Origin of the sequence: Proteus vulgaris (assembly GCF_023100685.1) — a bacterium.
Classification (GTDB): Bacteria; Pseudomonadota; Gammaproteobacteria; order Enterobacterales; family Enterobacteriaceae; genus Proteus.
Genome location: NZ_CP090064.1, coordinates 1,009,968 through 1,032,385 on the forward strand (window position 1 = coordinate 1,009,968; position 22,418 = coordinate 1,032,385).

At 38.5% G+C, this 22,418-nt stretch carries 21 protein-coding genes; 13 read left to right on the top strand and 8 right to left on the bottom strand.

Going from position 1 to position 22,418, the window contains the following annotated elements:
- Window positions 1-13: 13 nt before the first annotated feature.
- Together LW139_RS04800 and LW139_RS04805 are read right to left on the bottom strand one after the other, a co-directional pair.
- The gene (locus tag LW139_RS04800) at window positions 14-682 is read right to left on the bottom strand and encodes a DsbA family protein (RefSeq protein WP_166540995.1); all 669 of its coding nucleotides are present in this window, start codon (window positions 680-682) and stop codon (window positions 14-16) included.
- A complete protein-coding gene (locus LW139_RS04805; protein WP_247850703.1) occupies window positions 670-1,542 on the bottom strand; it encodes an MBL fold metallo-hydrolase in 873 nt (290 codons plus the stop codon). Before LW139_RS04805 ends, LW139_RS04800 begins: the two co-directional genes overlap by 13 nt.
- A 105-nt stretch (window positions 1,543-1,647) precedes the next feature.
- Here LW139_RS04805 and LW139_RS04810 point away from each other — a divergent pair, with 105 nt between their 5' ends.
- The gene (locus LW139_RS04810; protein WP_247850704.1) at window positions 1,648-2,568 is read left to right on the top strand and encodes a LysR family transcriptional regulator; all 921 of its coding nucleotides are present in this window, start codon (window positions 1,648-1,650) and stop codon (window positions 2,566-2,568) included.
- On the opposite strand, the gene LW139_RS04815 is transcribed toward LW139_RS04810, so the two are convergent.
- Entirely contained in the window at window positions 2,545-3,471 is a 927-nt protein-coding gene (locus LW139_RS04815; protein ID WP_247850705.1) for a LysR family transcriptional regulator, read from the bottom strand. The two genes, LW139_RS04810 and LW139_RS04815, sit on opposite strands and share 24 nt — an antisense overlap.
- A 112-nt stretch (window positions 3,472-3,583) precedes the next feature.
- On the opposite strand from LW139_RS04815, the gene lysA reads away from it, so the two are divergent.
- On the top strand, window positions 3,584-4,825 hold the full coding sequence (lysA, locus tag LW139_RS04820) for a diaminopimelate decarboxylase (protein ID WP_247850706.1): 1,242 nt from the start codon (window positions 3,584-3,586) through the stop codon (window positions 4,823-4,825).
- 110 nt (window positions 4,826-4,935) lie between these two features.
- Here lysA and fadE read toward each other — a convergent pair whose 3' ends face one another.
- On the bottom strand, window positions 4,936-7,383 hold the full coding sequence (gene fadE, locus LW139_RS04825; protein ID WP_166540991.1) for an acyl-CoA dehydrogenase FadE: 2,448 nt from the start codon (window positions 7,381-7,383) through the stop codon (window positions 4,936-4,938).
- A 238-nt stretch (window positions 7,384-7,621) separates the two neighbouring features.
- Here fadE and lpcA point away from each other — a divergent pair, with 238 nt between their 5' ends.
- On the top strand, window positions 7,622-8,200 hold the full coding sequence (gene lpcA / locus LW139_RS04830; protein ID WP_072070905.1) for a D-sedoheptulose 7-phosphate isomerase: 579 nt from the start codon (window positions 7,622-7,624) through the stop codon (window positions 8,198-8,200).
- A 50-nt stretch (window positions 8,201-8,250) separates the two neighbouring features.
- Window positions 8,251-9,018 (top strand): class II glutamine amidotransferase, encoded by a 768-nt coding sequence (locus LW139_RS04835; protein WP_166540990.1) that lies wholly within the window; start codon window positions 8,251-8,253, stop codon window positions 9,016-9,018.
- Here LW139_RS04835 and LW139_RS04840 read toward each other — a convergent pair.
- On the bottom strand, window positions 8,989-9,750 hold the full coding sequence (locus LW139_RS04840; protein ID WP_247850707.1) for a L,D-transpeptidase family protein: 762 nt from the start codon (window positions 9,748-9,750) through the stop codon (window positions 8,989-8,991). The genes LW139_RS04835 and LW139_RS04840 overlap by 30 nt on opposite strands.
- 415 nt (window positions 9,751-10,165) lie before the next feature.
- Here LW139_RS04840 and LW139_RS04845 point away from each other — a divergent pair, with 415 nt between their 5' ends.
- The 8 genes from LW139_RS04845 to nqrM all read left to right on the top strand — a co-directional run bounded on the left by LW139_RS04845 (window position 10,166) and on the right by nqrM (window position 17,346).
- Window positions 10,166-11,506 (top strand): Na(+)-translocating NADH-quinone reductase subunit A, encoded by a 1,341-nt coding sequence (locus LW139_RS04845; protein WP_247850708.1) that lies wholly within the window; start codon window positions 10,166-10,168, stop codon window positions 11,504-11,506.
- 3 nt (window positions 11,507-11,509) lie between these two features.
- The gene (locus LW139_RS04850) at window positions 11,510-12,748 is read left to right on the top strand and encodes an NADH:ubiquinone reductase (Na(+)-transporting) subunit B (protein WP_247850709.1); all 1,239 of its coding nucleotides are present in this window, start codon (window positions 11,510-11,512) and stop codon (window positions 12,746-12,748) included.
- Window positions 12,741-13,529, top strand: a complete 789-nt coding sequence (locus tag LW139_RS04855) for a Na(+)-translocating NADH-quinone reductase subunit C (RefSeq protein ID WP_166540988.1) — start codon at window positions 12,741-12,743, stop codon at window positions 13,527-13,529. Before LW139_RS04850 ends, LW139_RS04855 begins: the two co-directional genes overlap by 8 nt.
- Window positions 13,522-14,151 (top strand): NADH:ubiquinone reductase (Na(+)-transporting) subunit D, encoded by a 630-nt coding sequence (locus LW139_RS04860; RefSeq protein ID WP_072070899.1) that lies wholly within the window; start codon window positions 13,522-13,524, stop codon window positions 14,149-14,151. Before LW139_RS04855 ends, LW139_RS04860 begins: the two co-directional genes overlap by 8 nt.
- A gap of 5 nt (window positions 14,152-14,156) precedes the next feature.
- Window positions 14,157-14,753, top strand: coding sequence for an NADH:ubiquinone reductase (Na(+)-transporting) subunit E (gene nqrE / locus LW139_RS04865; protein WP_006534792.1), 597 nt, complete (start codon window positions 14,157-14,159; stop codon window positions 14,751-14,753).
- A 16-nt stretch (window positions 14,754-14,769) separates the two neighbouring features.
- On the top strand, window positions 14,770-15,996 hold the full coding sequence (gene nqrF / locus LW139_RS04870; protein WP_166540987.1) for an NADH:ubiquinone reductase (Na(+)-transporting) subunit F: 1,227 nt from the start codon (window positions 14,770-14,772) through the stop codon (window positions 15,994-15,996).
- 80 nt (window positions 15,997-16,076) lie between these two features.
- A complete protein-coding gene (locus LW139_RS04875; RefSeq protein ID WP_166540986.1) occupies window positions 16,077-17,099 on the top strand; it encodes an FAD:protein FMN transferase in 1,023 nt (340 codons plus the stop codon).
- Between the two features lie 19 nt (window positions 17,100-17,118).
- A complete protein-coding gene (nqrM, locus tag LW139_RS04880) occupies window positions 17,119-17,346 on the top strand; it encodes a (Na+)-NQR maturation NqrM (RefSeq protein ID WP_036932601.1) in 228 nt (75 codons plus the stop codon).
- Window positions 17,347-17,499: 153 nt separating this feature from the next.
- Here the strand turns inward: nqrM and LW139_RS04885 are convergent, their stop codons facing one another.
- Together LW139_RS04885 and LW139_RS04890 are read right to left on the bottom strand one after the other, a co-directional pair.
- Window positions 17,500-17,712, bottom strand: coding sequence for a CsbD family protein (locus LW139_RS04885; RefSeq protein ID WP_072070896.1), 213 nt, complete (start codon window positions 17,710-17,712; stop codon window positions 17,500-17,502).
- A gap of 92 nt (window positions 17,713-17,804) precedes the next feature.
- Entirely contained in the window at window positions 17,805-18,677 is an 873-nt protein-coding gene (locus LW139_RS04890) for a glycerophosphodiester phosphodiesterase family protein (protein WP_166540985.1), read from the bottom strand.
- 233 nt (window positions 18,678-18,910) lie between these two features.
- Between LW139_RS04890 and dinB the strand changes: the two genes are divergently transcribed.
- The gene (gene dinB / locus LW139_RS04895) at window positions 18,911-19,966 is read left to right on the top strand and encodes a DNA polymerase IV (RefSeq protein ID WP_166540984.1); all 1,056 of its coding nucleotides are present in this window, start codon (window positions 18,911-18,913) and stop codon (window positions 19,964-19,966) included.
- 67 nt (window positions 19,967-20,033) lie between these two features.
- Here dinB and LW139_RS04900 read toward each other — a convergent pair whose 3' ends face one another.
- The gene (locus LW139_RS04900; RefSeq protein ID WP_166540983.1) at window positions 20,034-22,196 is read right to left on the bottom strand and encodes a TonB-dependent siderophore receptor; all 2,163 of its coding nucleotides are present in this window, start codon (window positions 22,194-22,196) and stop codon (window positions 20,034-20,036) included.
- Window positions 22,197-22,418 lie beyond the last annotated feature (222 nt).

Here is a 22,418-nt window from a genome sequence, read left to right on the forward strand (position 1 = left end):
ACTGTAAAATCGATTATAGATTTTCTGTTATAAATTGTTGCCAACGTTTTGTATCACCTAAATATTTTTCAACTGGTATTAGGTGATAACCTTGTGCATCTTCAATAAATAGCGTCGGAAAACCACGACCATTAACTTGACTCATTAATTGCTGTGTTTGACTTAAATGTTGTTGAGTTTGTGCTTCATTAATTTCAGACAGTAAAAATGCAAACTGTTCAACATCAAAGCCTAGCTTTTTTACAATAAATAACAGTGTGTTTTTATCACTGATATTTAGGCCGTCAAGGTAATAGGCTTCTTGTAATGCTTTTAATAAATAAACGTCACGTTTTCCCATTATTTGAGCGACAAGAATAGCTGAAATAGGTAACAAAGAGTTTAGTACCATTTCTGTGTTACCAAGAGCGTCACGGTATGCATGACTAAAAACTTGACCTGATAACTGGCTAATACGTTCATCAATTGGTGTGACGTGTTCTTTCCATGATTGACCACCGGTTACGGCTCTTGCTGGTGTAAACAAACCACCACCATGTAACCTGATAGCATCAGGAAATATATTGCTCACTACTTCAATTAAGGGAGCAATGCCATAACACCAACCACAAAGAGGATCATAAACATAGTGCAATATTTTAGTACTTTGAGTATTACCTGTACTGCTTGTTACTGAGGCCATTGCATCTCTCCTTTAAGTACTTTTGCACTGAGCTCTAGGCTTGATTTATCTGCTAAATTCTGATGAGTTTTTTCCATCACTGCAATAAATTCATCTGAATTTTTTGTCTTTTCAAGATTTTTCTCAGCCTCAATTAGGTAATTCATCGTGAAGTCAACTGCTTGTAGACTATATGTTGCTTCAGGTAAATAGTGACCTGGAATAACGGTTTTTGGTGAGAGTGATTTTATTTGTTGCAATGCTTTAACCCAATGTTGGCGCTCGGCAACAGTTTGAGTATCTGCTAACCAGACATGAATATTTTCAGAAACTAAAACACCCCCCATCACTGCATTCAGTTTTGGAACATAAAGATATGTTCTATCTGGAGATTGACTATCTAATCCTTTGATAGAAATAGTCTCTCCTTCAATAGAAAAACTATCGCCTGTTACCACTTCAGGAACGATGATTTTTTTAGGGGCATTTTCTTTAAGTACTGGCCCCCAGTAGGCAAGTTTTCCTGCTTGGGTTTCGTTGATAGCATTGATTGTGGGTGCAGTTGCAATCACTTTAGCATTTGGAAACGCATCAGTAATAACATCTAATCCAAAATAAAAATCAGGATCTGAATGGCTGATATAGATATAAGTCAGGTTTTTTCCAGAAGCTTTGATCTTATCAACTAAGGCTTGTGCATCATTTTTTTGAAATTGTGCATCAATTAAAACAGCATCTTTATCACCATAAATAATTTCAGAAGAAACAGGGAAAACACTCGCCTCTCCAGGATTATAGATATCTAATGTTAATTCAGTGGCTAGTGCTGACGTTGCGAAGAAGGCGGTTGTTGCAAGTGTTAAAGGAAGTAATTTTTTCATCTTTTGTTTTCTCCATAATGTTGTTGCTGACTATAATATGTTGCATAAAACAAGAGAAAAACCCCATTTCAGGCAATTAATTGTTGCGTAAATCGAGCAAATAAAATGGATAAAATAAAAGCATCAGAAGTTTTTGTGACCATTGTAAAGCAAGGTAGCATGATAAAAGCTGCTGATTATCTAGGTATGTCTAGAGCTATGGTAACTCGTTATTTAAATGAAATGGAGGAATGGGCGGGTGTTCGTTTATTACATAGAACGACACGTAAACAGAGCTTAACATCTGTTGGTGATATGGTTTATGAACAGAGCTTACAATTATTAGAAATGGCAGAACGTATCCCCGCCAATATTCCTAAGGAGCGCCATCAAATTAGTGGGCTTGTTCGTATAACCAGTTCACAATCGTTAGCAAATAGCATTTTATCTGTTGCAATCTGTGAGTTTATGCAACGTTACCCTTTAATTGCCGTCGATTTACAAATTACTAATCAAACGGTGAATTTGGTGGAAGAGCGCATTGATATTGCTTTGCGTATTACTAATCATCTTGAGCCTAATTTAATTGCACGACCGCTGGCAACATGCCTTTCTGTAGTATGTGCTCATAAAGATTATTTAGTAAAAAAAGGAATACCAAAAACACCGGATGATCTCGCTCAACATCAGTGTTTAACTTATCGTTTTTTTGGGCGTAGTTTATGGGAATTCAATTTAGAGGATAAACGTTATTCTGTTCCCGTTGGTGGTAATTTGAGTGCCAATGAATCCGTTGTTTTATTGCAAGCCACGTTAAAAGGAGCTGGGATATCATTACAGCCTTATTATTCAGCAAAACCTTATCTTGAAAGTGGAGAGTTAGAACACGTTTTAGCTGACTATCAAGCTCAACCTATGGGGATTTATGCTGTTTTAGCGAGTCGGCAAAATATGCCAGCAGCAGTACGTGTATTGCTCGATTTTCTTGTTGAATGGTTTTCATCCTCTCCGCATTGGCTTGGTTTATCGGGTAAAAGCGAGCTTTAAGCGTTCAGGGTAATTCGCTAATGTACTTTTCATTACATCAATAAAATAGGAAACCAGTTGTGATGATGGGCGATGAGATGGGCAAATTAAACTTATAGTAAAGGGGATTGTAAAGCTTAAAGGGCGAATACAAAGTGTTTTATTGAGGTAATCAAGAGCAGTAATAGGATTAACAATTGAAATACCGATATTTTCACTGACCATGGCGCAAATAGATGCAGCACTTTGTGTTTCCATGATTAATTGTCGCGTTATTCCTTCTTGAATAAAAACGGCATCAATGAGCTGTCGATAAGGATCATTAACAGATAAGCTGATAAAGCGCTCGTTCTGAAAATCAGACGGGTGTAACAATGCTTTTTGACACAATGGATGTGACTTAGGTAAAACGGCAACTTCATTGAGTGTTAACAGTGTTTCTTGTTGAGTTCCTGCTGGTGTTTGCGTGTGTTCTGTTAAGCCCAAATCATAATGTTGAGCAGATAGCCACTCTTCTAATAATGGTGATTCTTGAGGAACGATAGTTAAATTGACATCAGGATGTTGAGCAATAAATTGACGACAAATGGAAGGTAGCAATGATTGAGCGAATGCAGGTAAACAAGTGATATTTAGTTCAGCTTGTCGAAAATGACGAATACTTTCAGCAACATTAATGATCCTATCTAAACCATAATAAGAGCGTTGTACTTCTTCAAAAAAGCGTAATCCTTCTGCCGTGGGCTGAAGTCGGCCTTTTATCCTATCAAATAACTTAAATGATAATAGATGTTCAAGACGTGATAACTCTCGACTTACAGTAGGTTGCGAAGTTTTCAGTAATTCAGCCGCTTCAGTGAGATTTTGTGTCGTCATTACAGCATGAAATATCTCAATATGTCGCCAGTTAAAAGGAGCTTTCATTTATTATTCCTATATCAAAAATGAATAGAGTGTAGCTTATTTGATATTTTTATTCCTTTTCAAGTTAATTAATAATCATTTTATTCACCGGTGACTTTTATGAGTAAATATTATGACAACATCAATCACTATGGCTCAATATCAACTCGCACAAACGTATGGAACGCCATTATGGATTTATCAAGGCGATACAATTTCTGAACGTATTGCTCAACTAAAATCGTTTGATGTGGTCCGCTTTGCTCAAAAGGCTTGCTCAAACATTCATATCTTACGTTTAATGAAAGCGCAGGGTGTAAAAGTAGACTCGGTTTCATTAGGTGAAATCGAACGTGCTTTAGTGGCAGGCTATCAAGGTGGTAGAGAAAAAAGCGAGATTGTCTTTACTGCTGATTTACTGGATGAAAGAACTATTGAGCGTGTTATTGAGTTAGATATTCCTGTTAATGCAGGTTCTATTGATATGCTTCGTCAATTAGGTGAACGCAATCAAGGGCATGCTGTTTGGATAAGAGTTAACCCTGGATTTGGTCATGGGCATAGCCAAAAAACCAATACAGGGGGGGAAAATAGTAAACATGGTATTTGGTTCGATGATGTCCCTGAAGCATTATCTGTGATCCAACAATACAACTTAACTCTAGTTGGTTTTCATATGCATATTGGTTCTGGTGTTGATTATCAACATCTCGCTAGTGTATGTGATGCAATGGTTGAGCAAGTGCTTACCTCTAAAGTTGATATTAATGCTATTTCAGCAGGTGGAGGATTATCAACGCCATATCAAGAAGGTGATGTAACAGTCGATTTAACCCACTACTTTTCGTTATGGGATAAAGCACGTCAACGTATTGCACAACATCTTGGTCATGATATTGAGCTTGAAATCGAGCCGGGGCGTTTCTTAGTGGCTGAGTCTGGTGTATTAGTTTCTCAAGTGAGGGCGGTTAAATCGATGGGAAGTCGTCACTATGTGCTGGTGGATGCCGGATTTAGTGATTTAATGCGTCCTGCGATGTATGGAAGTTACCATCAAATTTCAGTTTTAGATAATCATGGGCAAATAAAGCCAATGACAGAATTACAAGAAACTATTGTTGCAGGCCCGCTTTGTGAATCGGGAGATGTTTTTACTCAGCAGGAAGGTGGCACTGTTACCCCTCGTTTATTACCTCAAACTCAAGTGGGTGATTACATAATTATTCATGATACAGGGGCTTACGGCGCTTCAATGTCATCTAATTATAATAGTCGTCCTCTTATTCCAGAAGTATTAATAACAAAAGGGGCTTCTCGATTAATTCGACGCCGCCAAACCATAGAAGAATTATTAGCGTTGGAGTTGGATCTCTAATTAATCGTTTTTATTAGCCCACTTTGATTGAAATAAAAACACCTCATGACTTAATTAGTTATGAGGTGTTTTGTTTTATTGGGCGGATGATGTGCCCTTATATAAATAAACTAGGCTGCTTTGTCTGTTTTGGTATTACTCGTTTTAGGCTTTTTTGCGGGGACCGCCAGTGCATCAAAGTCAAACTCATCAACATTGATACTCCGTAAGCGACTTTGTTCAGCTTTACGTAAAATATCAGCCTCTTCTGGAGTCACTCGTTTATCCGCTAACGCTTTATCTGCTAACTTATCTAATTGAGTAAAACTGAATTTTTTCTCGTAGAGGCGACAAATACGGTCGAAAATAGGTTCTGCTGCCAAAATATCAAGCAACGCTTCTTCCATTAAACCATGTGGATTGTGTTCACAAGGTGTTAAGAATTGGCCTCTACCAATACGATCGCGAGTTTCAGATGGTTGTTGAATAATTTGAGCCACTTTACTGTCTAGTTTATCGGATGGCAGTTTTTGCGCTTTACCAAGAGGGAAAATAATAGCGCGCATAGTACCTGCAATCATTCGGCTCGGGAAATTACGTAACAGTTCATCAATTGCATTTTCAGCTTGGTATAGACACTCTTTCACACTCCAATGTACTAATGGTAAATCGGCAGTATGGCGCCCTTCATCTTCATAGCGTTTTAAGGCCGCAGAAGCGAGGAAGATATGGCTTAAAATATCACCCAAACGAGCAGAAATACGTTCACGACGTTTTAAACTTCCACCTAAAACACCCATTGAAACATCAGATAATAAAGCCATATTGGCACTAAGGCGGTTAATTTGCTGATAGTAACGACGTGTTTCATCATTGGTTGGTGATGTACTTAAACGGCCATTAGTGATACCTAACCAAATGCTTCGTAAGGTGTTACTTGCAACATGCCCAATATGGCCAAATAAGGCTCGGTCAAAATCATGTAGATTGCTATCACGTGCTGCGGCAATTTCATCTAACACATAAGGATGGCAACGAATAGCACCTTGACCATAAATGATCATACTACGTGTTAAAATATTGGCACCTTCAACTGTGATCGCAATAGGCGAACCTTGATAAGAACGGGCAACAAAGTTTGAAGTTCCAAGGCAGATCCCTTTACCACCAACAATATCCATTGCATCAATAACGCCACGTTGTGCTCTATGAGTACAATGGTATTTGACGATAGCAGATAAAACGGCAGGTTTTTCCCCTAACATAATACCCGTGGTAATTAAGGTTGCGGCAGCATCTAAAAGATAAGCATTACCAGCCAGACGTGCTAATGGCTCTTCGATACCTTCCATTTTACCAATAGGAATTTTGAACTGACGGCGTACACGAGAATAAGCGCCGGTTGCCATCGCTACACTTTTTAATCCACCGGTAGAGTTTGAAGGTAGAGTAATGCCACGACCAACAGAAAGGCACTCCACCAGCATTCTCCAGCCTTGCCCTGCCATTTTTGGCCCACCAATAATGTAATCAATAGGAACAAAAACATCTTTACCGCGAGTAGGCCCATTCATAAACGGAACGTTTAATGGGAAATGGCGATGGCCAATTTCAACGCCTTTTACATCGGTGGGAATTAATGCACAGGTAATACCAGGATTTTCATCGTTACTTAAAAGATGTTCAGGATCACGCAATTTAAACGCTAGTCCTAATACGGTTGCGATAGGTGCAAGGGTGATATAGCGTTTATTCCAATTTAAGCGAATACCTAATATTTGCTCTCCTTGCCATTCTCCCATGCAAACGACACCACTGTCTGGGATCGCACCTGCATCAGAGCCAGCTTCAGGACTGGTTAAAGCAAAGCAAGGGATTTCATCTCCCTTGGCTAAACCAGGCAAATAGCGTTTTTTCTGCTCATCGGTACCATAATGCTGAAGAAGTTCACCAGGGCCTAAAGAGTTAGGTACGCCAACAGTGATGGCTAAAATACCAGATACCCCAGCCAGTTTTTGCAATACACGGGATTGTGCATAGGCAGAAAACTCTAATCCGCCGTACTCCTTTTTAATGATCATCGCAAAGAAGCGATTATCTTTTAGGTACTGCCAGATTTCAGGTGGTAAGTCAGCCAACTCATGAGTGATTTCAAAATCATTTGTCATACGACAAACTTCTTCTACTGGGCCATCAAGGAACGCTTGCTCTTCAGCGGTGAGTTGTGGTTTTGGATAATTATGCAATTGCTTCCAATCAGGAGCACCACGGAAAAGCTCACCTTCCCACCATGTTGTACCTGCATCAATGGCTTCTTGTTCTGTTTTAGACATAGAAGGCATGACTTTTTGAAATGCTTTAAGTGCAGGAGCTGAAATATAAGCTTTACGAATAGACGGAAGTGTAAAGGGTAATAAAACCAATGCAACGGGGAGGAGTAGCCAGTAACTCCAAATATTAGCTAGACCCATTACAAAAGTGTAAGCAATGAGAACAAGGCTACTTACCGCAATACCAAATTTGCGATAACTAAGTATGCCTATAAGAATAATGAAAAGTGCAATACTGAGTAGTGTCATAATAAACTCCTGTATTTAGCAAGAGATCAGAGGTCAGACCTGTTGTTTGTTATTTAGATCTAATCTAGTCACCAACTTTTATCAATATATTTACATTCTAATTACAATATAGCTCACAAATTATTCGTAAATGAGAGAAGTTAGCATTTGTCGGTAATGAGTATCTTCTTTCATGACATTGGATCCGTTACACTGAGAAACAGAAAATTTCGATTACCCTTTCTGGAGTAAAAATCCTATGTACCAAGATCTTATCCGTGGTGAGTTAACAGAAGCAGCAGATACCCTTTCTCGCTTTCTTCAAGATGATGCAAACATTGAAGCTATTCAAAAAGCAGCTGTATTATTAGCAGATTCTTTTAAAGCTGGTGGCAAAGTATTATCTTGTGGTAATGGTGGTTCTCATTGTGACGCAATGCATTTTGCTGAAGAGCTGACAGGGCGTTACCGTGAAAATCGTCCTGGTTATCCTGCCATTGCGATTTCTGATGTAAGCCATATTTCATGTGTGAGTAATGATTTTGGCTATGAATATGTATTTTCACGTTATGTTGAAGCTGTAGGTAGAGAAGGTGATGTTCTGCTGGGTATCTCAACTTCAGGTAACTCAGGCAATATTATTAAAGCGATTAGTGCTGCGCGTGAAAAAGGCATGAAAGTCATTACGCTAACAGGCAAAGACGGTGGCAAAATGGATGGTACAGCGGATATTGAAATTCGCGTTCCTCATTTTGGTTATGCTGATCGCATTCAAGAGATCCATATCAAAGTTATCCATATTCTGATCCAATTAATTGAAAAAGAAATGGAAAAGTAAGTCATTATTGCTATAAATCAGCAATAAACATCGACAAGAAGGAGTGAGCGATGTGTGAATTATTAGGCATGAGTGCAAATGTACCGACAGATATTAATTTTAGTCTAAGTGGGTTAATTCCAAGAGGGGGCAAAACAGGGCCTCATAAAGATGGTTGGGGAATTACCTTTTATGAAGGACTAGGGTGTCGCACATTTAAAGATCCTCAAGCCAGTGCTATTTCACCTGTCGCTCGCTTTGTTCAAGAGTATCCGATTAAATCTGAGGCTGTCATTGCTCATATTCGTCAGGCGAATCGAGGAAATGTCTCTTTAGAGAACACACATCCTTTTACCCGTGAATTATGGGGTAAAAATTGGACTTATGCACATAATGGTCAATTAAAAGGCTATCAATCTCTTGAAACAGGGCGCTTTAGAGCCATCGGTCAAACAGACAGTGAAAAAGCATTTTGCTGGATCTTAAATCAACTTGAAGAGCGTTATAAACGAACACCTGCTAATTGGCTGGCTGTGTTTCGCTTTATTTCTACTTTAGCCTCTCAATTAAGGCAAAAAGGGGTTTTTAATATGCTGTTATCTGATGGGCGATTTGTTATGGCGTATTGTTCAACAAATTTACATTGGATCACGCGAAAAGCGCCTTTTGGAAAAGCAAAACTACTTGATCAAGATGTAGAAATTGATTTTCAGCAACATACACAATCAGATGATGTTGTTTCTGTTATTTCAACATTACCACTTACTGGAAATGAGTCTTGGCAGCGTATTCCTGTGGGGGAGTTTGTGTTATTTGATCGTGGTGTGCGTATCCTGTAGCCATTTTCTTTCACTATTTTGTGATAAATTAAGGGTGGGTTGATTTGGTACAATTGAGGTGTTATTAACCAGATAGCGTCCATCCTTAACAGTAACAGAAGGGATCTGTTTGCGCTCTTCGACATATTGATAGGCGGGCATAAGTTGTTGCCAGAAATCGATGTCCGTTGAATAGTGATGTTTCTTCATATTTTCGTTAGTCATTTTAAATGGGAAAATATGAATGTTGATCACTGATTGTCCATTTTTCAGGGCTAGTTCAGCATACTGATAAATTTCATCCATAACTGAATCTGTCATTGCATAACAACCAACCGATTTACACGCTCCATGGATCATTAAAAAATCCCCGGTGTATCCTTTTGATTTGTCGTATTGATTAGGAAATCCTAGATTGATAGCTCGGTAAAATCGACTATTCGGGTTTAATTGTGAAAAATTAACCTGATAAAAGCCTTCTGGACTTTTTAAATCACCTTGAAATTTTTTAGGGCCTAACCCACCAGAATAGCTACAAATAGGGTAAGTACGTACTTTTTCTAATTGCCCATCTAATTTTTCTGTATAAAGTTCAAGTAAGCTTTCTTCTTTGAAAATCTGAATATAGATAGGCCGTCCTGTGCTTTTTTTAACAGGTTCCATTAGAAATTTTGAACTGTTTTCAGCGTTAACTAATAAAGAAGTTAACATTAATGTTAAAAAACTGATTAGTTGTTTTGCGTGACTGGTCATGGTTTTATCAGAAAAATAGCTTAAAATTTGTTGATAAAGTAGATCGTAGATTGCTATGAAGCAATAAATTTGTAAATTAAAATCTGAGATGGTTTCTTTTCTATTACAAAATATTCTGTGTGAAATTTAAGCGATCGTCGAGAAAGATGATATTTTAATTCGGTTTATACGAGTTGTTAACGTTTCAGTCAAAATAATATTCCCATTTGCTTGAGCTAAATCACTCGAATAGTCAGACAGGTTTAGGCTGAGATGATAAAATTCAGGTCGGCAGAATAAGAGAAAATAGTAACAATTATCGGAGATAAATAACTTAAGGTTCAAAAACACCTTAAGATGTTTTTATTACAGAGTCGCTACATTTTCGGGGTGAATTTGTAGCTTAGGGTTTAACTGATAAACTTGTGCAAATCTTATGATTAAAATTAAAAAAGGACTCGACCTCCCAATTGCAGGAGCGCCTGCCCAAGTGATAGAAGACGGACCCGCGATTCGACGCGTAGCACTGCTAGGTGAAGAATATGTCGGTATGCGTCCTTCTATGATGGTTTCGGAAGGTGAGCATGTAAAAAAAGGGCAAATTCTTTTTGAAGATAAAAAGAATGCCGGTGTTGTTTTCACCAGCCCAGCTTGTGGTAAAGTCGTTGAAATTAACCGCGGTGAACGCCGTGTGTTCCAATCTATAGTGATAGAAATTGATGGCAACGAAGAAATCACCTTCAACCGCTATGATAGCGCTACGTTGTCAGATTTAACCCGTGAACAGGTTGAAAGCAACCTTGTTAAATCGGGCATGTGGACTGCGTTAAGGACTCGTCCTTACAGTTGTACTCCACATTTAGGTACAACACCTGTTGCCATTTTTGTTTCTGCAATGGATACCAATCCACTTGCAGCCGATCCTATGGTTATTATTGAGCAAAATGAGAAGGCATTTAATGATGGCCTTGTTATTTTAACCCGATTAACTGAAGGAAAGGTCTATGTTTGTCATGGCGAAAAATCGCCTGCAAAATTGAATGACGGACAAATTAGTTATAACCAATTTTCTGGACCTCATCCAGCAGGGTTGGTAGGCACTCACATTCATTTCTTAGAACCTGTCAGTGCTAAGAAAATGGTTTGGCATTTAAATTACCAAGATGTGATTGCTATTGGTTACTTGTTTACAACAGGTTCTTTATACACTGAACGTGTTGTTGCATTAGCTGGCCCTCAAGTAAAAGCACCGCGTTTAGTGCGTACTTGTTTAGGGGCTGATCTCTATGAGTTAACCAAAGATCAATTAGTTGATGATGAAAACCGCATTATTTCTGGCTCTGTACTATGGGGATGGAAATCTGATGAGGCTCATCACTATTTAGGTCGTTTCCATAATCAAGTTTCTGTATTACGAGAAGGTCGTGATAAAGAGTTATTTGGTTGGGGTATGCCGGGTAGCGATAAATTTTCTATCACACGTACAACTATCGGTCACTTCCTAAAAAATAAACGCTTTGCTTTTACAACCTCAATGAATGGTGGCGAACGTTCAATGGTACCAATTGGTAACTATGAGCGTGTTATGCCGTTAGACATTATGGCAACGCATTTATTACGTGATTTAGTTGTAGGTGATACAGACAGTTCACAAGCATTAGGTTGTTTGGAATTGGATGAAGAAGATTTGGGATTATGTACTTATGTTTGTCCAAGCAAATATGAGTATGGCCCAGCACTGCGCCAAGTATTGACCAAAATTGAGCAGGAAGGGTAACTCATGGGTTTGAAAAATTTATTTGAAAAAGTAGAGCACCATTTTGAGCCCGGTGGCAAACTAGCAAAATGGTACGTACTTTATGAAGCTGTGACCACGGTATTTTATACACCGGGCACAGTGACGCGTAATGGTGGTCATGTTCGTGACACTATTGACCTAAAACGTATGATGATCTTAGTTTGGTTAGCCGTTTTCCCAGCAATGTTTTGGGGGATGTATAACGTCGGTCATCAAGCGATCCCTGCACTTAATCAGTTATACAGTGGTGCTGAATTACAGCAAATCATTGCTTCAGATTGGCATTATCGCCTTGCTGAATTCCTCGGCGCATCATTAACTACAGATGCTGGATGGGCAAGTAAGATGCTACTTGGTGCAACTTACTTTTTACCTATTTATCTTGTAGTTTTTGCGGTTGGTGGATTTTGGGAAGTTCTTTTTGCCTTTATTCGTGGCCATGAAATTAATGAAGGCTTCTTTGTTACATCAATCTTATTTGCCTTGATCGTACCGCCAACATTACCACTTTGGCAGGCTGCATTAGGTATTACGTTTGGTGTTGTTATCGCAAAAGAAATCTTTGGTGGTACAGGGCGTAACTTCTTAAACCCAGCATTAGCAGGTCGTGCATTCCTGTTTTTTGCTTATCCGGCTCAAATTTCAGGTGATCTGGTTTGGACTGCGGCTGACGGCTTTTCTGGTGCAACACCATTGTCACAATGGTCTGTATCGGGTGAAAGTGCATTATTAAATACCGCCACTCAACAACCTATCTCTTGGATGGATGCTTTTCTTGGATATATTCCAGGGTCTATCGGTGAAGTTTCAACGCTGATGATTTTAATCGGTGGTGCTGTCATTCTTTTTGCTCGCATTGCTTCATGGCGTATTGTTGCTGGGGTAATGGTGGGCATGATTGCAATGTCATACCTGTTTAATTTTATCGGTTCAGACACCAATCCTCTCTTCTCAATGCCTTGGCACTGGCACTTAGTATTAGGTGGTTTTGCTTTCGGTATGATGTTTATGGCAACAGATCCAGTATCCGCATCGTTTACTGATAAAGGTAAATGGGCTTACGGTATTTTGATTGGCGTAATGGCTGTGCTTATTCGTGTCGTCAATCCGGCTTACCCAGAAGGTATGATGCTGGCAATCTTATTCGCAAACTTATTTGCACCACTGTTCGATTACGTGGTTGTTCAGGCGAATATTAAGCGGAGAATAGCTCGTGGCTAAAGAGAAAAACAAAGATAGCGTCGCAAGAACGTTCCTCGTTGTATTTATTCTATGTCTAGTGTGTTCCGTGGTAGTAGCTGGAGCGGCTGTTGGACTGAAGTCTAAACAAGAAGAACAAAAGCTTCTTGATAAACAACGTAATATTCTTGATGTTGCGGGTCTGCTCGTACCTAAAATGAGTGCGACAGATGTACTGAAAGTATACAACACTCGTATTAAAGCAAAAATTGTTAATTTCCAGACAGGTGAACTGACTGATAGCAAAGGCAATTTTGATTTAAACGCTGCATTACGTAGTGATGATACTTCAATTGCATTATCACCAGCAGACGATGCAGCTAAAATTCGCCGACGTGCAAATACTGCAGAAGTGTATTTTGTGCTTGATGAACAAGGCAAAACTACAGAAGTCGTTCTACCTGTTTATGGTTCTGGCTTATGGTCTGTGATGTATGCGTTTATTGCGGTTGATATTGATGGCGTAACCTCCAAAGGTATTACTTATTATGCTCATGGTGAAACACCAGGCTTAGGTGGTGAGGTTGACAATCCTCAGTGGAAAGCTCAATGGAAAGGTAAGCGTCTAATCAATGAAGAAGGCGTACCTGCTATCAAGATTGTGCGTAGTGGTGCTGCTTCTGGCAATCCTTATGGCATTGATGGACTTTCTGGTGCGACACTGACCTCAAATGGCATCCAGCATATGTTCGACTTCTGGTTAGGTGAAAAAGGTTTCGGCCCATTCCTGAAAAAAGTACGTGAAGGAGAAATCAATGGCTGATACAAAAGAAATTAAACGCGTTTTACTTGGGCCATTGTTAGATAACAACCCTATTGCTTTACAGGTATTGGGTGTGTGTTCTGCACTGGCTGTAACAACAAAACTTGAAACTGCATTCGTGATGACAATTGCTGTAACACTGGTTACTGCATTCTCAAGTTTCTTTATTTCACTAATTCGTAATTACATACCAAGTAGCGTTCGTATTATTGTTCAAATGGCGATTATTGCTTCATTAGTTATCGTTGTTGACCAAATTTTGCAAGCTTATGCGTATGAAATCTCTAAGCAACTTTCTGTTTTCGTTGGCCTTATCATTACTAACTGTATTGTTATGGGGCGAGCAGAAGCCTATGCAATGAAATCACCACCGATTGAAAGTTTTATGGATGGTATTGGTAATGGCTTAGGGTATGGCGCTATCTTGATCCTTGTCGGATTTTTACGTGAACTTTTCGGTTCTGGTAAATTATTTGGCATTACCGTGATGGAATCTATCCAGAATGGTGGCTGGTATCAGCCTAACGGTTTATTCCTGTTAGCACCAAGTGCATTCTTTATCATTGGCTTGCTAATTTGGGGATTACGTACATTAAAACCTGCACAGGTTGAAGAGGACTAATCGCCATGGAACATTATATAAGCCTATTTGTTCGTGCTGTTTTTATTGAGAATATGGCGCTCGCGTTCTTCTTAGGGATGTGTACATTCCTCGCTGTATCTAAAAACGTAAAAACGGCATTTGGATTAGGTATCGCTGTTACCGTTGTTCTAGGTCTTTCTGTGCCATTGAATAACTTGGTTTACAACTATGTGTTACGTGATAATGCGTTAATGGAAGGTGTCGATTTAAGTTTCTTAAACTTTATCACTTTCATTGGCGTGATAGCGGCACTGGTACAAATCCTAGAGATGATTTTAGACCGTTATTTCCCTGCGCTGTATAACGCATTAGGGATCTTCTTGCCTCTTATTACCGTTAACTGCGCCATTTTCGGTGGTGTGTCATTTATGGCACAACGTGACTATAACTTTAGTGAGTCTATTGTTTATGGTTTCGGCTCTGGAATTGGTTGGATGTTAGCCATCGTATTGTTGGCTTCTATCCGTGAGAAAATGAAGTACGCGGATGTACCGGCAGGTATGAAAGGATTAGGCGTTACTTTTGTCACCACAGGGTTGATGGCATTAGGTTTCATGTCCTTCTCTGGTGTTCAGCTATAAAGGGTGAGAAGAACTCATGGATATAATTATTCTAGGTGTCGTGATGTTTACCCTGATTGTATTGGTATTAACAGCGTTGATTTTGTTCGCAAAATCAAAACTGGTCAATACAGGGGATATTTCAGTTGAGGTCAATGGAGACCCAGACAAAAGCTTTAATGCACCAGCAGGTGATAAATTACTAAACGTATTATCAAACGAAGGTATTTTTATTTCATCGGCTTGTGGTGGCGGTGGCTCTTGTGGTCAGTGTCGCGTTAAAGTGCTAGAGGGTGGCGGTGATATTCTGCCAACAGAACTTTCGCATATTAACAAGCGTGAAGCTAAAGAGGGTTGTCGTTTAGCCTGTCAGGTCAACGTAAAAAACAACCTGAAATTAGAATTACCAGAAGAAATCTTTGGTGTTAAAAAATGGGAATGTGAAGTTATCTCAAACGATAACAAAGCAACTTTCATTAAAGAATTAGTATTAAAAATTCCTGAAGGTGAAGTTGTACCTTTCCGTGCTGGTGGATTTATTCAGATCGAATGCCCACCTCATACCGTGCGTTATGAAGATTTTGATGTGCCTGAAGAGTATCGTGAAGACTGGGATAAATTTAACTTATTCCGCTACGTTTCTGATGTAAAAGAAACCACAGTACGTGCTTACTCAATGGCAAACTATCCTGAAGAGCATGGCATCATCATGTTAAACGTGCGTATTGCAACACCACCACCACGTAATCCTGATGTGCCACCAGGCATAATGTCATCGTACATTTGGTCATTAAAATCAGGTGATAAAGTGACAATTTCAGGGCCATTTGGTGAATTCTTCGCTAAAGAAACTGATGCAGAGATGATCTTCATTGGTGGTGGTGCAGGTATGGCACCAATGCGCTCACATATTTTTGATCAGTTAAAACGCTTACATTCTAAACGTAAAATCAGCTTCTGGTATGGTGCTCGTTCTGTACGTGAAATGTTCTACACTGAAGACTTCGATATGCTTGCAAAAGAAAACGAAAACTTCACATGGAATGTCGCACTTTCAGACGCCTTACCTGAAGATAACTGGACAGGATATACAGGATTTATTCACAATGTGTTGTTTGAGAATTACCTCAAAAATCATCCAGCACCAGAAGATTGTGAATTCTATATGTGTGGACCGCCAGTAATGAACGCAGCTGTTATTAAAATGCTCAAAGACTTAGGCGTTGAAGATGAAAACATTATGCTGGATGACTTTGGCGGTTGATCCTAACCTCCCATTAAGCATAAATGAATGAAATGACAAGCGCCCACTTATGTGGGCGCTCATGATCAGAAGAGAGAGTTATGTTAAAAAGAAAGATGATAAATTGGATAGTGATGCTGTCTGCTTTAGTTCTATTGTCTGCATGTGGTGAAAAACAGCAGGTATTAGAAGGCGAAACAATGGGAACTTATTACTCGATTAAATATGTTCCTGATAGTAATTCACCTCCACAAAACGTCTTACAAACAGAGATCGATCGTATTCTTGAAGAAGTGAACGATCAAATGTCAACATATCGTCCTCATTCTGAATTGAGTCGTTTCAATCAAAGTCGTGAAATTAATACACCATTCCCTGTTTCACCTGCTACCGCTAAAGTAGTGAGTGAAGCCATTCGTATTAATAAAATCACGGATGGTGCTTTAGATGTGACTGTTGGACCTTTAGTAAATTTATGGGGATTTGGTCCAGAAGGTCGATTTACTCACCAGCCTTCTGAAGATGAATTAGCAAAACGTAAACAGTGGATTGGCATTGATTACTTAGCTATTGAAGGGAATACACTGATCAAGAAGATCCCTGAGCTTTATGTCGATCTCTCTTCTATTGCTAAAGGCTATGGTGTTGATGCTGTTGCTGAGTATTTAATATCACAGAATATCACTAACTATATGGTTGATATTGGTGGTGAAGTAAGAACACAAGGTGTAAATGGTAATGACAAGCTTTGGCGTATAGCAATTGAGAAACCAGCTAATGATGGTACAAAACAGAGCGTTCAGTTAATTATTGAACCAGGTGATAATTCAATTGCAACCTCTGGTGATTACCGTAACTACTTTGAAGAAGACGGTATCCGCTATTCCCATACTATTGATCCAACTACAGGTCATCCTATTAAACATAACCTCGTTTCTATTACTGTGATTGTCCCCACTTGCATGAGTGCTGATGGCCTTTCTACTGGATTGAATGTTTTAGGGCCTGAAAAGGGGTTAGAAGTAGCAAATAAACTAAATATTCCTGTCTTTATGATAGTGAAAACTGAAAATGGGTTTGAAGAGCGTTATAGTAAAGCGTTCGCCCCGTTCTTGAAAAAATAGAATTTAAGGAGAGAAGGTTATGTTAAAAATATTTCTTTTTGCCTTCATCTTATTCTTGATTGCCTTCTTTGGAATGGCGTTAGGATATATTGTAAAACGTAAAAGCCTTCAAGGCAGTTGCGGTGGTTTAGGGGCTATGGGGATAGAAAAAGAGTGTGATTGCCCTGAACCTTGTGACGCACGTAAAAAACGTATGGCAAAAGAGTCCGCACGAGAAGAGTTACTGAAAAAGAATCGAATTCTTTAATAGTAAAAAAGATATTTAGATAAAAAAAGAGTGATGGCTTTAATTACCATCACTCTTTTTTATTTCATTCATTCTAAAAATATAAGCATTCTAAAAAAAGTTTTTAATAGAATAGAAGTAGGATAATAAAAAGCGAATCCTTGTGTTAAAAATTCACTTCCATGGATAAGGGTTTTGCCCCTCCCATTCTAAAACTTCTTTTTTGGCTTCTTCATAGGAATAGTCATAATGTTCTTGAAGTTTACCAATGAGTTGCTCTCGTGTACCTTCGATAATATCAAGTTCATCATGGGTGATCTTTCCCCATTTTTCTTTTACTTTTCCTTTGAATAAATTCCAATCACCAGAAATTTTATTGTTTAACATTTTATTCCTCCTTACTTATTTCTATCGGATAACACTATTAAGTGTAGAAGAGAATAAAGTGAATATAAAAGTGAAAACCTAAATAGAATTATTTACTCTTTCCTAAATACTTTCATTTTGGCTGGAGAGTCAACCATGACGGCATCAGCACCTAATTCTGTAGCTTGAATATAATCTTTTTCGGTGTTGATACCAAAAAGAACAATATGGGCATTGCCACCAGCACGAAAACAGGACATTGCATCCTTATCCCAACTCAGAACGGAAACTGATCGCGCTTCACCTAAAGTATATTTTTCAACAACTTCTACTTTTCGATGTAATTCAAGCCCATACCAACGAGTAATATCTAAGTTTTCAGGCAATAAGCAAACGTGGCTCATAGTAATATTGGCGAGGATATCGCGGGTAATATCACGACTTTCAAAACGCTCTACATTAGTCGGGAGTGCATCAAGAAAGGCGGTATTAGTGGAATAAATACGGGTTCTATCAAGTGCATTATGCTTACTGAGAACTGTAGCTAATGCTTCACCTTGAATAATGGGATCAGCATCAGGTGATTTTAAATCAAGATAAAATTGAGTAGTGGGAAATTGAGTTAAGATTTCATCTAAGGTAGGAATAGTGATCCCTTTATTTCGGTAAGGGTATTGCTGTGCTTCTGCGAATTTATAGCCAGCATCCCATTGTTTAAGTTCCTGTGCAGTAAACTCAGAAATCATGCCTTGCCCATTAGTTAGGTTTTTTAAGTCACTAGGGCGGTAAAGTACAGGAATGTTATCTTTTGATAATTGAATAGTGATCCAAATTGCATCAGCTTGATTAGAGAGTGCTGTTTTTATAGCAATTTCAGTATTTTCTGGGGCATCAGCTGTGCCACCACGATGTGCGATAATTTTAGGGGATGCCATAAGAATTACAGAATAAAAAAAGAGAGAAATAGCAATGAATAATTTGATCATGAAAAATTATTTCCTTGTTTTATATGTAGTTACAAAACAATTATTAAGGTGAATGTAATTAATCAACAAGCAAAAATAATCTAACATCACTTTGTGACAATTCTATAAATAAACAGACTAATTCAGATTTTTATGAGAAATACACCTCGTTAGAGGGAGCTAAGAGTGAATAAAAATTGTAGTTAATATTTATTTACTGTATATTTAAACAGTAATGTAAATGAGGAAATTGTATGCGTAAAATTATTCATGTTGATATGGATTGTTTTTATGCTGCGATTGAAATGCGTGATAATCCAGCACTAAAAGAGATCCCAATTGCGGTTGGTGGAAATGCCTCTAGCCGAGGTGTTGTCTGTACTGCAAATTATCCTGCACGTCGTTTTGGTGTCCGTAGTGCAATGTCAACCGCGACAGCATTGAAGCTGTGTCCTCATTTAAAAGTATTGCCTGGCAGAATGGCTCTGTATAAAGAAACTTCAGCGAAGATCAGGCAGATATTTTCTCGATATACTCACCTTATTGAACCTCTTTCACTTGATGAAGCTTATCTTGATGTCTCTGAAAGTAAGCATTGCCATGGCTCTGCAACGCTGATGGCTCAAGAAATTCGCCAACAAATTTTTGATGAATTAAATCTCACTGCATCCGCAGGCATTGCACCAATAAAATTTCTGGCAAAAATTGCTTCTGATATTAATAAGCCTAACGGGCAATTTGTTATTACTCCTGAGCAAGTTGATGATTTTATTCTGAAATTACCGCTTAATAAAATACCAGGAGTAGGTAAGGTAACATTTGCTCGTTTGCAAGAAATGGGGCTAGAAACTTGTGCTGATATTCGTCGTACAGATGTTATTTCTTTAGTAAAAGCATTAGGAAAATTTGGACAAAACCTTTGGGAGCGTAGCCATGGTATTGATGAGCGAGAAATTAACCCTGATAGACTTAGAAAATCGGTAGGTGTTGAACGGACGTTTGCCTACGATATTAATTCATGGGATGACTGCTTAGCATTACTAGATGGATTGTATAACGAATTAGAAAAACGACTCGCAAAGGTTAAACCCGATCTAAGGATCGCAAGGCAAGGCGTTAAGCTAAAATTTGATGATTTTCAGTTAACGACGCAAGAGCATACTCATCCTATTTTAGAAAAAGCTGATTTAATAAATATCGCTTATCAAGCATGGCATGAACGTCGAAATGGCCGAGGTGTCCGATTAATCGGATTTCATGTCACCTTGCAAGATCCACAAATAGAACGGCAACTTCTTTTGGCGCTATAAGAATTAAAAACCATAGCCGATCAATAGATTGGCTATGGTCAATGTAGTTAATTTATTCTATATGATCTTACCAGCGATAATTCATCGTTGCTGTCATTGTTCTACCTATCCCATAAAAGCATGCGGTATCACCAGCACAAGATGCAACATAATGTTTGTTCGCAATATTATTCATATTAAGCTGAATTTCAGCACCTTTTAAAGAAGGTGATAACTCACCTAATGAATAACCAATCATTGCATCATATAAGGTTACCGCAGGAACACTGATTGTATTTTTAGTATCACCTTGAGATACACCTACATATCTCACACCAAAGCCCGCTTTAGCCCCATTAAATAGCCCTGAGGTTTCATCATATTGACCCCAAAATGATGCCATATGCTTAGGAACTCTAGGTAACTCTTTTCCTTGTGTTCCTGCAATAATGGTTTTTCTGACCTCTGTATCGGTGTAAGCATAGCTACTAATGAAGGAAATATTTTCAGTTAATTGGCTATTAATTTGTGCTTCAATACCACGGCTTCTAATCTCACCAACAGGCTCAAAATAGGCTTTCTCGGCATTATAGTTAGTAACATTACGTTGTTGTAACTGATAAATAGAGAGCGTTGCTAATGTTTGCTGATTTGGTGTGAGGTATTTAATACCCGCTTCTAATTGACGTCCTTCGCTTGGCTCAAATGGCGCACTACCTGGTGCTCTACGGGTTTGTAAATTAGGCTCAAAAGAGGTGCTGTAACTTATATAAGGTGAAATACCATTATCAAAAGCATATAAAAGACCAGCACGACCCGTTAGTTTATTATCATCTTGCTGATCATATGTGGTTGCTAAGAAATCATGAGTTCGTACTTGCGCCCAGTCTTGGCGTAAACCTGCAAGTAATATCCAATTTTTCCATTGGATCTGATCTTGTAGATACAACCCGATTTGATCGCGTTTTTGCAACTGGTCTGTTGCAGGTTTTTGTAAGCTCATATTAATCGGATGATTATAATTAGGATCACGCCAATCCAGATCGTACTCTGAGCCCGTAGCCCGACGTAAATTGTCTTGATCTTTGCTCCACTGATAATCAATACCTGCAATCACTGTATGATTAAGTTTTGCAGTAGTAAAATCAGCTTGTAAACGTGTATCTATTCCTAAAGTATCTGTTTCACGTTGTTCTTGCTGGGCTCTACGTTCAAGCACATAAGGATTGTCTTTTCTTAATGAGCCGAAAACAAGGTATTTATATTTTTGATTAATATGACTATAACGAGCATTTTGTACTATTTTGAGTGAGTCACTAAATTCATGTTCAAATTCATAGCCTACGCCATATTGTTGACGCCACGATTGGTGATAATCAGGGTTGTTTACGTCAAAATCAAAAGGAATAGTGCCTTCAGGTGTTTTTTTCACCGTACCATAAGCGGGTAAAAAGTTACGATAACCAGCCTCAGGCTCTTGCTGAATAAAGCTTAATAACGTTAAACGTGTTTGTTCATTAGGTAAAAAAGTAATAGCGGGAGCGAGGGCAAAACGCTCTTCTTTATAGTTTTTTATTTGAGTATGTTGTGTTTTGGCAATACCATTTAGGCGATAAAGAATACGATTGTCATCACTTAATACACCTGAAAAGTCGAATGCAGTTTCTGCCAATTTATCATTACCAGCTCGCACTTGAATGTGGCGAATAGGCGTTGCAGTGGGTCTTTTACTTGTCATTGCAACAAGGCCACCTGGATTTACTTGGCCATAAAGCACAGATGCTGGTCCTCTAACAACTTCAACGCGCTCTAATAACCATGGGTCAAGTGCCCCTGTTGATGATGAAGCTCCCATACCATAGCTTAAACCATCTAAAAAACGAGGTGCATAACTGTATCCACGAATAAAAACCTCGTCATTACGATTAGAACTTCCTCGATATTCGGTGAAAACGCCGGGTGTATAACGTAGCGCTTGAGAAACGGAACTGACATCTTGAGCATCCATCTGATCACGAGTAATTACCGTAATAGATTGTGGTGTTTTTTCAATTTCAGTTGGTGTTTTATTTGTTGATAGTGTTTTTGTGGCAATAAAGCCTGAAACAGGAGATTGTGGATCTTGTGATGGAGCCGCGGTGACAATTATCTTTTCAGATGTATTTTGATTAACTGCCGCATGAATTTGAATAGAGAGTAAACTTAAAGGTAAGGCGAGAATGACGCTAGCAACGCAATTTTTGTTAGACACAATAGGACCCTTTGAATTTTTATTTTTTAACTTTAAATGCGGAAAGCATGAAAATATCACCCAATAAATATTAATGCTAATGATAATAATTAGCATTCTATAAATTATTTTTATTAAGATTATTTGTTTATTCCAAAATGGAATAAGGTGGGTTGGTATTTGTTCTGTAAGGAATAAATTATGATACTTAAGAGAAATAGAGCGTATATAGAGGGATAAATT

Bases quoted from the DNA above. Each gene is read 5' to 3' on its own strand.
- LW139_RS04840 (WP_247850707.1), bottom strand. From the start codon at position 9,750: ATGACCAGTCACGCAAAACAACTAATCAGTTTTTTAACATTAATGTTA.
- LW139_RS04800 (WP_166540995.1), bottom strand. From the start codon at position 682: ATGGCCTCAGTAACAAGCAGTACAGGTAATACTCAAAGTACTAAAATA.
- nqrF (WP_166540987.1), top strand. From the start codon at position 14,770: ATGGATATAATTATTCTAGGTGTCGTGATGTTTACCCTGATTGTATTG.
- nqrE (WP_006534792.1), top strand. From the start codon at position 14,157: ATGGAACATTATATAAGCCTATTTGTTCGTGCTGTTTTTATTGAGAAT.
- LW139_RS04875 (WP_166540986.1), top strand. From the start codon at position 16,077: ATGTTAAAAAGAAAGATGATAAATTGGATAGTGATGCTGTCTGCTTTA.
- LW139_RS04850 (WP_247850709.1), top strand. From the start codon at position 11,510: ATGGGTTTGAAAAATTTATTTGAAAAAGTAGAGCACCATTTTGAGCCC.
- LW139_RS04890 (WP_166540985.1), bottom strand. From the start codon at position 18,677: ATGATCAAATTATTCATTGCTATTTCTCTCTTTTTTTATTCTGTAATT.
- LW139_RS04835 (WP_166540990.1), top strand. From the start codon at position 8,251: ATGTGTGAATTATTAGGCATGAGTGCAAATGTACCGACAGATATTAAT.
- fadE (WP_166540991.1), bottom strand. From the start codon at position 7,383: ATGACACTACTCAGTATTGCACTTTTCATTATTCTTATAGGCATACTT.
- LW139_RS04845 (WP_247850708.1), top strand. From the start codon at position 10,166: ATGATTAAAATTAAAAAAGGACTCGACCTCCCAATTGCAGGAGCGCCT.
- LW139_RS04810 (WP_247850704.1), top strand. From the start codon at position 1,648: ATGGATAAAATAAAAGCATCAGAAGTTTTTGTGACCATTGTAAAGCAA.
- LW139_RS04805 (WP_247850703.1), bottom strand. From the start codon at position 1,542: ATGAAAAAATTACTTCCTTTAACACTTGCAACAACCGCCTTCTTCGCA.
- nqrM (WP_036932601.1), top strand. From the start codon at position 17,119: ATGTTAAAAATATTTCTTTTTGCCTTCATCTTATTCTTGATTGCCTTC.
- LW139_RS04885 (WP_072070896.1), bottom strand. From the start codon at position 17,712: ATGTTAAACAATAAAATTTCTGGTGATTGGAATTTATTCAAAGGAAAA.
- lysA (WP_247850706.1), top strand. From the start codon at position 3,584: ATGACAACATCAATCACTATGGCTCAATATCAACTCGCACAAACGTAT.
- LW139_RS04860 (WP_072070899.1), top strand. From the start codon at position 13,522: ATGGCTGATACAAAAGAAATTAAACGCGTTTTACTTGGGCCATTGTTA.
- lpcA (WP_072070905.1), top strand. From the start codon at position 7,622: ATGTACCAAGATCTTATCCGTGGTGAGTTAACAGAAGCAGCAGATACC.
- dinB (WP_166540984.1), top strand. From the start codon at position 18,911: ATGCGTAAAATTATTCATGTTGATATGGATTGTTTTTATGCTGCGATT.
- LW139_RS04815 (WP_247850705.1), bottom strand. From the start codon at position 3,471: ATGAAAGCTCCTTTTAACTGGCGACATATTGAGATATTTCATGCTGTA.